Source organism: Mesobacillus sp. AQ2 (assembly GCF_030122805.1).
Classification (GTDB): domain Bacteria; phylum Bacillota; class Bacilli; order Bacillales; family Cytobacillaceae; genus Mesobacillus; species Mesobacillus oceanisediminis_A.
In genome coordinates, this window is record NZ_CP126080.1 from 3,381,888 (window position 1) to 3,394,441 (window position 12,554).

At 43.1% G+C, this 12,554-nt stretch carries 17 protein-coding genes; 4 read left to right on the top strand and 13 right to left on the bottom strand.

The window, feature by feature from the left end; all coding sequences use genetic code 11:
- Positions 1-13 precede the first annotated feature (13 nt).
- Positions 14-424, bottom strand: coding sequence for a deoxycytidylate deaminase (locus QNH36_RS17115; RefSeq protein WP_144476139.1), 411 nt, complete (start codon positions 422-424; stop codon positions 14-16).
- A 99-nt stretch (positions 425-523) separates the two neighbouring features.
- A complete protein-coding gene (locus QNH36_RS17120; RefSeq protein ID WP_260983575.1) occupies positions 524-1,123 on the bottom strand; it encodes a helix-hairpin-helix domain-containing protein in 600 nt (199 codons plus the stop codon).
- A gap of 89 nt (positions 1,124-1,212) precedes the next feature.
- Between QNH36_RS17120 and comER the strand changes: the two genes are divergently transcribed.
- Entirely contained in the window at positions 1,213-2,034 is an 822-nt protein-coding gene (gene comER, locus QNH36_RS17125) for a late competence protein ComER (RefSeq protein WP_283903856.1), read from the top strand.
- 106 nt (positions 2,035-2,140) lie between these two features.
- On the opposite strand, the gene QNH36_RS17130 is transcribed toward comER, so the two are convergent.
- The 8 genes from QNH36_RS17130 to QNH36_RS17165 are packed head-to-tail and all read right to left on the bottom strand — an operon-like array spanning position 2,141 to position 7,182.
- On the bottom strand, positions 2,141-2,887 hold the full coding sequence (locus QNH36_RS17130; protein WP_283903857.1) for a class I SAM-dependent DNA methyltransferase: 747 nt from the start codon (positions 2,885-2,887) through the stop codon (positions 2,141-2,143).
- Positions 2,888-3,241: a ribosome silencing factor gene (gene rsfS / locus QNH36_RS17135; RefSeq protein WP_144476136.1), complete on the bottom strand. Its 354-nt coding sequence runs from the start codon at positions 3,239-3,241 to the stop codon at positions 2,888-2,890.
- Between the two features lie 4 nt (positions 3,242-3,245).
- Positions 3,246-3,812: a bis(5'-nucleosyl)-tetraphosphatase (symmetrical) YqeK gene (gene yqeK / locus QNH36_RS17140; protein ID WP_283903858.1), complete on the bottom strand. Its 567-nt coding sequence runs from the start codon at positions 3,810-3,812 to the stop codon at positions 3,246-3,248.
- Positions 3,802-4,371 carry a nicotinate-nucleotide adenylyltransferase gene (locus QNH36_RS17145; RefSeq protein ID WP_283903859.1) on the bottom strand — a complete coding sequence of 190 codons (570 nt, stop codon included), beginning with the start codon at positions 4,369-4,371 and terminating at the stop codon, positions 3,802-3,804. The genes yqeK and QNH36_RS17145 overlap by 11 nt, the downstream gene beginning before the upstream one ends.
- Before the next feature lie 19 nt (positions 4,372-4,390).
- Positions 4,391-4,684, bottom strand: coding sequence for a ribosome assembly RNA-binding protein YhbY (gene yhbY, locus QNH36_RS17150; RefSeq protein WP_144476133.1), 294 nt, complete (start codon positions 4,682-4,684; stop codon positions 4,391-4,393).
- 3 nt (positions 4,685-4,687) lie between these two features.
- Positions 4,688-5,518 carry a shikimate dehydrogenase gene (gene aroE / locus QNH36_RS17155; RefSeq protein ID WP_144476132.1) on the bottom strand — a complete coding sequence of 277 codons (831 nt, stop codon included), beginning with the start codon at positions 5,516-5,518 and terminating at the stop codon, positions 4,688-4,690.
- A 42-nt stretch (positions 5,519-5,560) separates the two neighbouring features.
- Positions 5,561-6,664, bottom strand: a complete 1,104-nt coding sequence (gene yqeH, locus QNH36_RS17160) for a ribosome biogenesis GTPase YqeH (RefSeq protein ID WP_144476131.1) — start codon at positions 6,662-6,664, stop codon at positions 5,561-5,563.
- Between the two features lie 2 nt (positions 6,665-6,666).
- Positions 6,667-7,182 carry a YqeG family HAD IIIA-type phosphatase gene (locus QNH36_RS17165; RefSeq protein ID WP_251540953.1) on the bottom strand — a complete coding sequence of 172 codons (516 nt, stop codon included), beginning with the start codon at positions 7,180-7,182 and terminating at the stop codon, positions 6,667-6,669.
- Positions 7,183-7,609: 427 nt separating this feature from the next.
- On the opposite strand from QNH36_RS17165, the gene QNH36_RS17170 reads away from it, so the two are divergent.
- The gene (locus tag QNH36_RS17170; protein ID WP_079510333.1) at positions 7,610-7,750 is read left to right on the top strand and encodes a sporulation histidine kinase inhibitor Sda; all 141 of its coding nucleotides are present in this window, start codon (positions 7,610-7,612) and stop codon (positions 7,748-7,750) included.
- Between the two features lie 88 nt (positions 7,751-7,838).
- Here the strand turns inward: QNH36_RS17170 and QNH36_RS17175 are convergent, their stop codons facing one another.
- The gene (locus QNH36_RS17175) at positions 7,839-8,627 is read right to left on the bottom strand and encodes a phosphatidylserine decarboxylase (protein WP_251540954.1); all 789 of its coding nucleotides are present in this window, start codon (positions 8,625-8,627) and stop codon (positions 7,839-7,841) included.
- Positions 8,628-8,930: 303 nt separating this feature from the next.
- Here QNH36_RS17175 and pssA point away from each other — a divergent pair, with 303 nt between their 5' ends.
- Positions 8,931-9,470: a CDP-diacylglycerol--serine O-phosphatidyltransferase gene (gene pssA, locus QNH36_RS17180; RefSeq protein WP_283903860.1), complete on the top strand. Its 540-nt coding sequence runs from the start codon at positions 8,931-8,933 to the stop codon at positions 9,468-9,470.
- A 108-nt stretch (positions 9,471-9,578) separates the two neighbouring features.
- On the opposite strand, the gene QNH36_RS17185 is transcribed toward pssA, so the two are convergent.
- Entirely contained in the window at positions 9,579-11,357 is a 1,779-nt protein-coding gene (locus QNH36_RS17185) for a M3 family oligoendopeptidase (RefSeq protein WP_283903861.1), read from the bottom strand.
- Positions 11,358-11,498: 141 nt separating this feature from the next.
- A complete protein-coding gene (locus QNH36_RS17190; RefSeq protein WP_186326744.1) occupies positions 11,499-11,645 on the bottom strand; it encodes a hypothetical protein in 147 nt (48 codons plus the stop codon).
- Positions 11,646-11,832: 187 nt separating this feature from the next.
- On the opposite strand from QNH36_RS17190, the gene QNH36_RS17195 reads away from it, so the two are divergent.
- Positions 11,833-12,504 carry a response regulator transcription factor gene (locus QNH36_RS17195; protein WP_283903862.1) on the top strand — a complete coding sequence of 224 codons (672 nt, stop codon included), beginning with the start codon at positions 11,833-11,835 and terminating at the stop codon, positions 12,502-12,504.
- Positions 12,505-12,554 lie beyond the last annotated feature (50 nt).

Genomic DNA, 12,554 nt, shown 5'->3' on the forward strand with positions numbered 1-12,554 from the left:
TCCTTTAGATTTATTATGGCAAATGTACAACCTCTACATCCCTTAAAAAGAGATCATTGTATTTGTTAGGATACGCAGATTTATAAACAATACGGGCAATTCCTGATTGTGCAAGGGTCTTGGAGCACTTTTCGCATGGCTCATGGGTGACGAACGCCGTTGCTCCTTTTAATAGTCCTCTATCCGCATGGAGGACCGCATTTTCCTCCGCGTGCAAAGTCCTGATGCAGCGACCCTGCTCATTAATCAGGCAGCCGGCATCCTCACAATGGTCATGACCGTGGATTGATCCATTGTATCCGGTCGAAACGATATGCTTGTCCTTGACAATGACACACCCGACATGCAGCCTTGGGCAGGTAGAACGCGTGCCTACTTCTTCGGCGATATCCAAAAAATAATCATCCCAACTCTTTCGTTCCATGCTGTAATCCCCCTTAAAAACACTCAATATAATTTATTATAACCTTTTTATATCCTCCATTTTAAGTCTTTGGCTGAAAGAGTTCAATTTCAACGGCAGCTATTTAACCGAAATCAAGTCCTTTAACTTTTCAAAAGTTTTTTCCCCAATCCCGCTGATTTCTTTTAAATCCTCGATTGCTTTAAACGGCCCGTTCGTTTCGCGGTACTCAATGATTGCTTCAGCCTTGGCCGGACCGATTCCTGGCAAGGTCTGGAGGTCGGCTGATTGGGCAGTATTTAAATCCAGCTTTCCCTTTGCCGCCTCACCCTCATTCTGTACCGGCAAAGATGAAGGAACTTCTTCTCCGATGCGCGGCACATAAATTGACATTTCATCCTGGACATACATGGCAAAATTAATCGCGGCCGCGTCAGCCTCTTTTTCAAGCCCTCCAGCCACCTCAATCAGGTCGATCACCCTCCCTCCCTCTTTTACCTCATATACACCGGGATGAACAACAGCTCCTTTTATCTCTGCCATCATGATGATTTCTTTTTCCTCGACTTCCGCCTCTTTCTCAGGTTCCAGTTCTGTAACCATCGCCACGGCATTTTCCTCGGTGAGTTCATCCCCTTCATCGAATGATGAATAAAGAAAAAATAACAAAGCCGCAATTCCTGCAATTACAAAGATTTTGTTTTCCTTGATCCATTCCAAGCAGCATCAACACCTTTCTTCATTGGCATAAAATAAAAATTAAAATCATATGGATATAGGAGAATAAATGTACGAAGGAGGGAAGGGTTATGAAAATAGGGATAATAGGCACAGGGAATATGGGGAGAATTCTCGCCGAAGCTCTCATTGATGGGAATGCCGTTTCCCCTTCTTCAATGATGATTACGAATAGGACCTTATCAAAAGCTTTAGAGACTCAAAAAATATATCCAGGCTTAGCCATTGGAAAGAATGCGATAGAAGTAGCTGAAAAAGCCGATGCCATTTTCGTATGCGTGAAGCCTCATAATGTATTGGGAGTCCTTGAAACCATCAATCCTGTGCTTACGAAGAATAAATGTGTAATCTCCATTACAAGCCCAATCAGTGTGGAACAAATTGAAAGCAAAGTGGATTGTTCAGTCATGAGGATCATTCCAAGCATTACAAGCAGAGCACTTGCCGGGGTATCGCTTTTCTCGTTTGGCACCCGATGCACAACGGAATGGCGGGAAGCTATGTTTACTCTTTTTAAAAAGGTATCTGTCCCGCTGGTAATAGAGGAGAACATTACAAGAGTAGCATCAGATATTGTCAGCTGCGGTCCAGCTTTCTTCAGTCACCTTGTCCAGAGCTTTATCAATGGTGCTGTCAAAGAAACGGAGATTGATCAGGAAACCGCCACCAAACTAGCAAGCGAAATGTTAATTGGTTTAGGGGAACTATTGAGTCAAAATCATTATACATTACAGACTTTGCAGGAAAAGGTTTGCGTGAAAGGCGGAATAACTGGAGAAGGAATTAAGGTACTGGATCGTGAAACAGGAGATATGTTTGAAAAGCTGTTCCAGGCAACACATAAAAAATACGCAACAGAATTAGAAAGCATTAAGGAACAATTCGGTCCTTAAAAGTTTTCTCCATTTAACCCGAAAATCCTTCCTTAAAATTGTGACAGAAATGGTACAAAAAAGCTCCCGTGTGAATCGGGAGCTTTTCTAATGAATATAAATCCTATTATGACTTGATCATAGCAAAAAATAATCGCTCAGTTGTTGAGTCAGGAGCCTTAAGTGAATAATCACCGGTGATTTCGATATTCTCAAAGCCTGCCTGCTTCAGCAATTCTACATATATTGCTTCCGGATATGTACGCTGGTAATGCACTTCATCAACACGATCATATTTTCCGGTTCTTTCATCGAGTACAAAAAAAGTCAGTTCATGTTCAACGCTATGCGGGTCGTCTCCCTTGAAGCTGTTCCAGATATAGGTGATCTCTTCGTCATCCCATGTGAATGTAGCATCCGCAAAAATATCGCGCATCTTATAAACGGAATGGACATCAAAAATGAACAAGCCGCCCTTTTTCAAAAGACGGTATACGCCTTCAAAGGTCTTCTTTACTGCATGTTCATCCTTCAAATAATTCAGGGAATCGCAAAAGATGCCGATGATATCAAACTCACCTAATTCCTCTAGTTCTGTCATGTCCTGCTGGAAGAATTGGATAGGCATAGATTGTGCCTGGGCCTTCATCTGGGCTACCGAAAGCATATCGCCAGACAGGTCCGCGCCAGTAACATCATAGCCTTTTTGCGCAAATCTGACAGAAAGCTCCCCGGTGCCGCATGCGAGGTCGAGAAGCTTCATTCCATTCACTTGATATTTCTCTTTGTACGCTTCGACGATTTTGACCCATTCATCATAGGGAACGTCCTGCATGAGCTCATCATACAAATAAGCGAATCTTTCGTAGGACACTTAATTCAGCTCACTTTGAACATTCTCGATTGGTGCGTCTCCCCAGAGACGTTCCAAATTATAGTAGCTTCTTTCTTCTTTATGGAAGACATGGACAACCACATCGCCAATATCAATCAGGACCCATCTTGCTTCATCGAACCCTTCCATCCTTTTCAGACCATATCCCTGTTCTTCTGCTTTTTCCCTGATTTCACGTGCAATTGCCTGCACTTGTTTGTCCGAGTTACCATGGCAGATAATGAAATAGTCGGCAATCAGCGAGATGCCTTTCATATTCAATACCATAATATCTTCTGCCCTTTTATCGTCTGCTGCTTTTACAGCTGTCATCAATAGTTGTCGATCGTTCATTCAATCACCCTCCTGAGTTTTTTACAATGCTGTTATATGCGTTAAATGTATCTGGAAAAACCTGCTGGTTTTTTTTCATCAAAAATAGGATGGTATTTTTCATTGACTGGATCAGCGCAATGTCCAAATCTTTCTCTGCCAAATCCCTTACCTCACCGACCCCGGGAAAATGCCGGCCCGGCTCAATATAATCAGCCAGATAAATGATTTTATCAAGGAGGGTCATGCCTACCCTGCCTGACGTATGGAATCGGATGGCATCAAGGATTTCCCCGTCTTTTATGCCTGCTTCTTTTTCGGCAAGAAAGGCTCCTACAGGGGCATGCCAAAGCTCACTGTTGAACTCAAGCAGGATGGCCGGCATTTTTTGGTCAACGATAATCTGCCTCATTTCCTCTTTTGGCCTGAATTTGGCATAATCATGGAAAATGGCGGCCAGTTCTGCTTTTTTCCAGTCTGCGCCGTATTTTTCTGCCAGCCTGATGGCAGTCTCCATCACTCCAATAGTATGCACATATCGATGTTCAGTCAGCTGCGGCTTCACAATCTCAAGTGCTTGTTCACGATCCATATAAACCATTCTCCTCTATATAAAGCCTGACAGATTCGGGCAGCAGATAGCGAATGCTTATACCGTCCCTTACTCTCTCTCTGATCATGCTAGAAGAGATGTCCATCTGTGGCGTTTCTGCATACAGAATATCATATTCCGTTTCCGTCGTGTACGACGGCCTGCTGACCCCCACGAACTTCACCATCTCCAGCAGCTCATCTATTTTATGCCATTTTGGCAAGTACTCAACCATGTCGCCGCCAATAATGAAATAAAAATCAATTTCTTTATTCTTAGCTTTTAATATTTTCATCGTTTCATACGTGTAAGAAGGACCACTTCTCTCGAGTTCTGCTTTTTCCACCCGGAATTTCTGGTTGTCGGCAATAGCAAGCTCGAGCATTTCAAGCCTGTCTGAATTGCTGATAGGCATGTTGACTGTTTTATGCGGCGGAACCTGATTGGGCATGAACCAAACTTCATCCAGCCCATAAGCATGCAGTACTTCATTCGCAATGACCAAATGTCCGGTGTGCGGCGGATTGAAGGTTCCGCCCAATATGCCAACCTTCATCAAACAGGCACCTCCCAGTTGTTTATCTTGGAAGAACGATTTGCTTATTCTCGCGTGATTCTTTATACAAAACAATTGTATTCCCGATGACCTGGACAAGCTCCGCTTTTGCTCCGCGTGAAAGCTGCTCTCCAACAGTATCCCTGTCCTCATCACAGTTCTGGAGGATGCTTACCTTGATTAACTCTCTTGCTTCAAGCACATCCGCGATTTGCTTGATCATATTTTCATTTACCCCACCTTTGCCGACTTGAAAAATCGGAGTCAGATGATGGGCTTTTGACCTTAAAAAACGTTTTTGCTTACCTGTTAACATGTGTTAACCTCCTAAATTTCTTAAAACATTGGCTCTCATTCTCTCGGTGTCCGGAAAAATCCCGGTCCATTTTTCGAAAGCAAGTGCCCCCTGCAAAACGAACATCCCGACGCCATTCTGGATTTCGGCTCCTTTTTTAGACGCTTCCTCCAAAAATTTTGTTTGCAGAGGATTATATATGATATCACTGACGATTGCATCCCTGGAAATATTCTCAGGTGAAAGCGGCAAACCTTCTAGGTCAGGTGACATTCCAATGGAAGTGGTCTGGATGATCAACTGATATTCATGCAGTGACTTTTCAGCTGTTTTTCTGTCAAGGACCTTTGAACGGACCTTGAAGGGACAGGAGCTGACTAATTCCTCAGCCTTCCCGGCTGTCCGGTTATACAGGTCAATCCGCTGAATTCCTGCCTGGGCCATTGAGAAGTAAATCGCTCTTGAAGCACCACCTGCTCCAATAATCAAAGCTGACCTTGAACCAGGATCAGCATCCATTGATTCAAGTCCTTTGACGAAGCCGGGTCCATCTGTATTGTAGCCTGTTAAAATGCCATGTTCATTTTTGACCGTATTGACGGCTCCGATCGCTTCTGCCAAAGGATCGATTTGATCGAGATAGGCCATGATATCAGTTTTATGCGGGATTGTCACATTGAAGCCACTAACACCCAATGCTTTGAACCCTTTTACTGCTGCCTCAAGATTTTCCTTGGTGACATGAAAGGGAAGATAGACTGCATCGATTCCATAAAAATCAAAGAGATCATTATGCATGGCAGGAGACATGGAATGGCCAATTGGATCACCGATGACGCCGAACAATTTTTTCATGCTTCTCCCGCCTTTCCTCATAGTTTTTGGATCTCGAAGAGTTTAAATCAGAGACCTTCTCAGCATCACATGAACCCCTTTCGGAACATATGCTGCAATTTTTGCGCCCGCATCATTGACTGTCACCCAGCCAAGCCCTGAAAAAACGACATCTGTTTTGGCTTCCTTAATCGTGAACTCATGTCGGACAAGTTCAGGGAATTCATCCATTTGCTCAGGCCGAGGCGGGGTCAGCAATTCACCCGCATGGTTCTTATACAGCTCATCCGCATTTTCCAGCTTTGTACGATGGATATTGATTTCATTCGGTACATAGCAGGAAAAAGACCTTCTGCCTCCTGCCAGATAATCGAACCGTGCCAGGCCGCCGAAAAATAATGTCTGCTGTTCGTTCAGCTGGTAAACCTTTGGCTTGATCTCTTTTTTAGGCGTAATGTACTTCAAATCACGCTTATCCACATAATGAGCCATCTGGTGATGGTTGATGATTCCCGGAGTATCGACGATCGCTTTGCCGTCCTCTAGCGGGATTTCGATCATATCAAGGGTTGTTCCCGGAAAATGTGAAGTGGTGATGATGTCTCCTTCGCCTGTCACTTCCTTAATGATTCGATTAATAAAAGTAGATTTCCCTACATTTGTGCAGCCAACAATATAAACATCCTTGCCATTCCGGTATTCATCTATTGCCGCCGCAGCTTCTCTGATGTTATACCCTTTTGCCGCACTTACAAGAAAGACATCGATCGGATTGAGCCCAAGTTCCCGGGATTCTTTCTTCATCCAGTCAATCAGCTTGCGCTGCTTGACCGATTTAGGCACAAGATCAGCCTTGTTGCCAATCAATAATACCGGATTCTTTCCAGCGAATCTCTGGATCCCGGGAAGCCAGCTGCCGTTAAAGTCGAAAATATCGACGATTTTTACAATCAGGGCATCCCTGCTCCCTAGTTCATTCAATATTTTCAAGAAGTCATCATCGGTGAGACTTACATCCTGGATTTCGTTATAGTTTTTAAGGCGGAAACATCTCTGGCAGACGATAGCCTCTTTTTCCAAGGAAGAAGCAGGGGCATACCCCAGTTCTTCAGGATTTTCAGTTTGGATTTTCACACCACAGCCTGTACAGATTAATTGTTCACTCAAATCTAGTCCTCCCAATTCAGCTTTCCTTTCTTCTTGAACCAATTTAAAATCCTTCTTTCCACTTTCCTGTTGAATCGGGTCACAAACCCATCTGTCTGGGCAACCGGTACAACGAGAATCGTGTGGAATCCGCTTCTATTGCCGCCAAGGACATCTGTCAGCAGCTGGTCGCCAATCACGACTGTTTCTTCTTTACGCAAGCCCATCTGCTTCAAAGCTTTATTGAACGCCTTGGTCATTGGCTTCCTCGCTTGAAATATAAAAGGGATTTGAAGCGGATCAGAGAATGCCTTGACTCTTTTCTCATTATTATTTGAAACAATCGTTATGAGTATTTCATTTCTTCTCATATTATCAAACCACTCGATCAGCTTCGGGGTCGCAGTCGGCCGATCCCATTCTACGAGGGTATTGTCCAAATCCGTTATGATTCCCTTGACGCCTTTTTCCTTCAGGCTATCCGGCTCGATTTCAAATATATTTTTCACATGCTGGTCAGGCAAAAAATGCTTTAGCAATTTTATAACACCTCATTAATTAAATTCCTATCATACCGTTAACATCATACCCAATTTTATCCTCGTATTCAAAACAAACATACAGATCTCCCCGAATTAACAGCTGTCTGCTGATTAAAATTGACAAAAACAACCGATTTTCTGCTATAAGCGTTAAATTTTCGAAGTATTACAAAAAACTTTTCGACAAAATCCAGCGATTTCCAATCCTGTGGATAACCTTATGCACAATATACACATTGATTCTCTTACAAATTTCCCATTTATAAACAATTTAATCACAGGTTATCCACTGCTAATTGTGGATAATCAGAACGGTTGTTCTGCAAGTTTCAATCTGCTAGAGTAAGGGTAGAAACGAAACAACTTACAATTATATGCAGTTAAAATCTGATTTAGAAGATCCTTTTGGGGGTGAATGACTGAAATGCGCAAGCTATCGGACGAGCTGTTGATCGAATCCTATTTCAAGGCAAGAGAACTGAACCTTAGCTATGAGTTTATTCGTTTGATTGAAACGGAAATCCACCGGCGGTCATTATCTAACCGAATCAAAGTCTCTTCCTGACAGCCCCAAAAGGGCTCTTTTTTTTGCTTTGTGTGGCATAAATACAAAACAAAAACGAAAGACACAGATTAAACCTGTGCCTCGCTGGTCATCCTTGTCCATTCCTGGTACCGATTCTCTCGCCATATTTAATAGGATATGGCGCTGTGATGTTCGGCAGTAGATTCACTGTCCCCTTTTCAAATAGAAGCACAACAGTCGAGCCGAAGGTAAAATACGCCATTTGCTCGCCTTTTTCGAGGCTCGTTCCGGCGTGGGTGGTTTCAATCGAGTTGACGAACATGGCGCCAACCTTTATAACTGCCATCATGCCTGAATCATGCCTGATTTCAGTTATTTTACGGAAGTTCTTGGACAATGGATAATTTCCGTATTTCAACCCCATCTTGTTAACAGGATACGACTTCCTTCCCAAGGTCCACTGATTTACTACATTGCCTGCAACAGGGCTGTGAATTTGGTGGTAATGGCTTGGGCTCAAGTAAAATATCATATACGTGCCTTGTTCATACCTTGCCATCGCTTCATCATTACCAAGCATCTCGGAAATCGAATACACTTTCCCCTTTACGTTAATCGTTTTGTCAGCCTCAATTTCACCTATATCTTCAATCACTGAGTCTACAGGACTTACAACAGACAAAGGCTCTTCATCTACTATTCTTGATCCTTCTTTCAGGTTCCTGATGAAAAATTGATGCAGGCTCTCGTACTCTTCTATCGATTTTTCCATTTCGTCCTGATTGATGTTATAAGTTTTGGCAAACGAAGGGATAATGACTTTGCTGTTTTTAGATTTTGCGAATTTATGCAAAATGGCCGAAGTCCATTTCCCATTTGTCAATTCTATAAGCAGGCGATATATAGACTGGAGCAATGAACATACCTCCGATTAAATTATTGGGACTTAGCTTTGTTTTTTTTGATGAATGTAATTGATTAAAAATTCCGGGAAATACCAAAAAGAAATCTTTACGAAAGAGCATAATCAGCTTAGAATTATATATTATTATATAATAACCCAATGTGCTAGTTCCCTTTTCAATAAGGCTCTTATCTTTTTGAAACGATTATGAATGAATCTGCTCAAAAGGTTCGATGCAAATTTGAAATTGTGTCCGAATACTTTCGGAAAGCAGAACGATGCAGAAACTGTCTTCCAGTAAGAGGAGTGAATTATATGTTTCTTCACGATGTACTAGACTCAACTGTCAAAAAAGTAAAATCTCAGACTGCAAACGTGCTGACACTGGCCAATCTTTCGTTAGGTGGATTTGCAATCATCGTTGGCATGGAAGGCAATTTAAACTTAAGCCTTTTATTGATTTTCATCGCTGCCCTGGCAGACCGGTTTGACGGAATGGTTGCCAGAAAGCTTAATATTGAATCTGAACTTGGAAAGCAATTGGATTCCATGAGTGATATTATATCATTCGGTGTGGCTCCTGCACTATTAATCTATCAGGGAATTTTGTCCGAGTTTGGCGCTCCCGGTGCGTTTTTCATTGTTTTTTATATAGGCTGCGGCGCATTCCGACTGGCTAGATTCAATATTACCGAGAATAACGGCTACTTCACAGGATTGCCGATCACCGCAGCAGGAGTGCTGGCAACGCTGAGTTTTCTGGCCATCCCCCATATTCCCCCGCAGACATTCTTATTCATTATGCTGTTCCTCAGCCTGCTGATGATCAGTCCATTCAAGCTAAGAAAAGTATAAAACCCAGCCTCAAAAGGGCTGGGTTTTCGTTTGTCTGATTCTGGCTAAACCTGCTTACACCATATTATTAAAATGCTGACTCTGTTGCACCTAAAGTGATACTAAAGCCTATTCCGTCAAAGCCATGAATTCCTCAACATCATCCACGCACATGCGTACGGCTTTTTCCCAGAAATCCTTTTTCGTAAGATCGACGTTCAGGTGTTTCTGTGCCAGTTCCTCTACTGTCATCGATGCTGAATCCTTCAAAAGAGCAATATACTTTTCTTCATATCCCTTGCCTTCTTCCAGGGCCATTGCATAAATTCCAAGGGAGAATAAGTAACCGAATGTGTACGGGAAGTTATAGAATGGTACTCCAGTTATAAAGAAATGCAGCTTGGACGCCCAGAACAGTGGGTGATACTCCTCGAGGGCCCCTCCATATGCTTCTTGTTGCGCATTCTTCATCAATTCCCCTAATCTTTCCGGATTGACCACTCCCTGTTTGCGCTCTTCGTAGAACCTAGTTTCAAACAGGAATCTGGCATGAATATTCATCAAGAGTGCGACTGAACGCTGGACTTTATCCTCCAATAAACCCAGCTTCTCTTCCTTAGTCTGTGCGTTTTTCACGGAAGCATCTGAAACAATCATTTCAGCGAATGTAGAAGCTGTTTCTGCCACATTCATCGCATAATTCCGATTCAGCAAATGCAGGTCCCTCATTGCATAAGTGTGGAAACCATGTCCAAGTTCATGTGCCAAGGTTGAGACATTGGACGGCGTACCAGAGTAGGTCATGAAGATCCTGGATTGGCTGCTCTCAGGAAAGAAGGTATGAAAGCCGCCAGGAGCCTTGCCGGGACGATCTTCAGCCTCAATCCAATTATCCTCAAATGCCATTTTTGCAAAATCGGCCATTTCTTTGCCAAATAGCGCGAAGTTATCGACAATAAAACCAGCTCCTTGCTGATAGGACATTTTCGATTCAGCACTGCCAATTGGCGCATCCAAATCAAACCAGCTCAGCTTTTCAAGTCCCAGGAGCCCTGCTTTTCTGTTCAAAAACCGGACAAACGGCTCCTTGTTGCCGGAAATAACCTCCCACATAGCATCAAGTGTTTCTTTTTTCATCCTGTTGATATCAAGCGGCTCCTTCAAGACATCCTCCCAGCCCCGCAGCTTATAAACATTCAGACGGAAGCCCGCGAGATGATTGAGTGTCTTTGCGTAAAAATCCTCTTTCTCTCCCCATGCTTTTTCCCATGCCGCGAAAACCTCTTTACGGACAGAACGGTCTGCGTCTGACAGCTTATTGGCAGCCTGGCCGACAGAAAGACTTTCCTCTTTATACTGGACTTTCGTATTTCCCACAAGAAGGTCATACATCTGGCCCCAGCCGTGATAGCCGTCCACACTTAATGCATTTATGGCCGACTCCTCTCTTTCGGAAAGTTTTTCAGCTGCACGTTCCCGCCGCTCTGTAAGCACAAAACGGAGCTCCTTCAATAGTCCGTCCTGCAACAGTTCATCCCAAACATCCTTTGAAAAGCTGGAAAGCTTCTGATCGAAAATAGTCAGTGCAGTTTGCAATGAAGCACTGAGTTCGGTGACCGTCGCCTTCAATTGCCCAGCCTTCTTATCATCCGTGTTCTGAGCATGCAAACAGCTTACAAATGCACCAGCCTGCCTTACCTTCTTCGCTGCTCCATCGAACAGCCCTACGAGATTTGCCAGCATCGCACTCTCGGTTGACTGATTTACTGGCTCCCAGCCCTCTACTTCCTTTTTAAACTTTTCGATTTGCCCCCCTGCGGCCTTTAAATGGTCTGCGAATTCCGGAGAACTGCTTCCCCCTTTAAAAAACACCTCGAGGTCCCAAACATCAGAATATGTATTTGCCATTTCATTTCCCCCTTTATGTATATTAATTTATTATAATGTTACTTTTCTAAAATTTCTATTTTTTCATAAACCAAGTCCAGCCCTATTCAAGAAAAGGCATATTAAAAGGTTTATCCCATCCAGGATAAACCCTTTACCTTCTTAACAAGTGAAATACCACCATCCTCCGAAAATAAGGACGATTACAAGCAAAATGATGAATAGTGCAAACCACGCACCACCCCCGCCGTAAAAGCCGGGATAACCTCCATAAGGAACTCCGTATGGCGGATAATAACCGTATGGCATACTTTCAACCTCCTTTTCTTTATCCTATTATCAGGTTATGGGTTTCTGTCCATTTTGGTTTGGGCTCTGGGGCAGCTTCCCGTTAAATTTGCAAATTTATCAGCGAAGCACGAGTGGCGTGCACAATTTCTTCACTTATTTAGTGTAAGATGAAGATAATTCAAATTTTCAAGGGGTAATTATTATAATGCCGACAATATTGCTAATAGATAATGAAATGAGGATGCTTGACTTACTTGCTCTTTACCTGGAGCCGGCTGGCCATAAATGCATCAAGAAGACATCCGCCAGTGAGGCTATTGATTTCCTCGAGAATCATGGAGCAGACCTTATCATACTCGATCTGATGATGCCCGAGATGGACGGCTGGGAGGCATGCGGGGAAATACGGAAACACTGGGATATTCCGATTATCATGCTAAGCGCGAGGAGCGAGAAACCGGATATCGTCAAAGGTTTAAAGATCGGTGCTGATGACTATATCACCAAGCCTTTTGATGAAGAAGAACTTCTTGCAAGAATTGAGGCATTGCTAAGAAGACATTCATCCAAAAGCCAAATGCTTACATTCAAAGGACTGAATCTGAATATGGAATCGTATGAAGTTCAGCATGACGGTATCCTGATCCCACTGACACCAAAGGAATTCTCATTATTAAGCCTTTTCTTGCAAAACAAAAACAAGGTATTCACAAGAGAACATCTGATTTCTACAATATGGGGATATGGTGTCGCAACGGAAGACCGTACGATTGATTCACATGTAAGGAATCTGAGGGACAAGCTTCGGAAAGCCGGATTTGCCGCAGATGAATACCTGGCTACCGTCTGGGGAGTAGGATATAAGTGGATTGATTAGGAAAAAAAGTTTCATTCATATTCTTATGGATAAAAAGAGATAATAAGCAA

Bases quoted from the DNA above. Each gene is read 5' to 3' on its own strand.
- QNH36_RS17115 (WP_144476139.1), bottom strand. From the start codon at position 424: ATGGAACGAAAGAGTTGGGATGATTATTTTTTGGATATCGCCGAAGAA.
- comER (WP_283903856.1), top strand. From the start codon at position 1,213: ATGAAAATAGGGATAATAGGCACAGGGAATATGGGGAGAATTCTCGCC.
- rsfS (WP_144476136.1), bottom strand. From the start codon at position 3,241: ATGAACGATCGACAACTATTGATGACAGCTGTAAAAGCAGCAGACGAT.
- yqeK (WP_283903858.1), bottom strand. From the start codon at position 3,812: ATGGATCGTGAACAAGCACTTGAGATTGTGAAGCCGCAGCTGACTGAA.
- yhbY (WP_144476133.1), bottom strand. From the start codon at position 4,684: ATGTTAACAGGTAAGCAAAAACGTTTTTTAAGGTCAAAAGCCCATCAT.
- aroE (WP_144476132.1), bottom strand. From the start codon at position 5,518: ATGAAAAAATTGTTCGGCGTCATCGGTGATCCAATTGGCCATTCCATG.
- QNH36_RS17170 (WP_079510333.1), top strand. From the start codon at position 7,610: ATGCGCAAGCTATCGGACGAGCTGTTGATCGAATCCTATTTCAAGGCA.
- pssA (WP_283903860.1), top strand. From the start codon at position 8,931: ATGTTTCTTCACGATGTACTAGACTCAACTGTCAAAAAAGTAAAATCT.
- QNH36_RS17185 (WP_283903861.1), bottom strand. From the start codon at position 11,357: ATGGCAAATACATATTCTGATGTTTGGGACCTCGAGGTGTTTTTTAAA.
- QNH36_RS17190 (WP_186326744.1), bottom strand. From the start codon at position 11,645: ATGCCATACGGTTATTATCCGCCATACGGAGTTCCTTATGGAGGTTAT.
- QNH36_RS17195 (WP_283903862.1), top strand. From the start codon at position 11,833: ATGCCGACAATATTGCTAATAGATAATGAAATGAGGATGCTTGACTTA.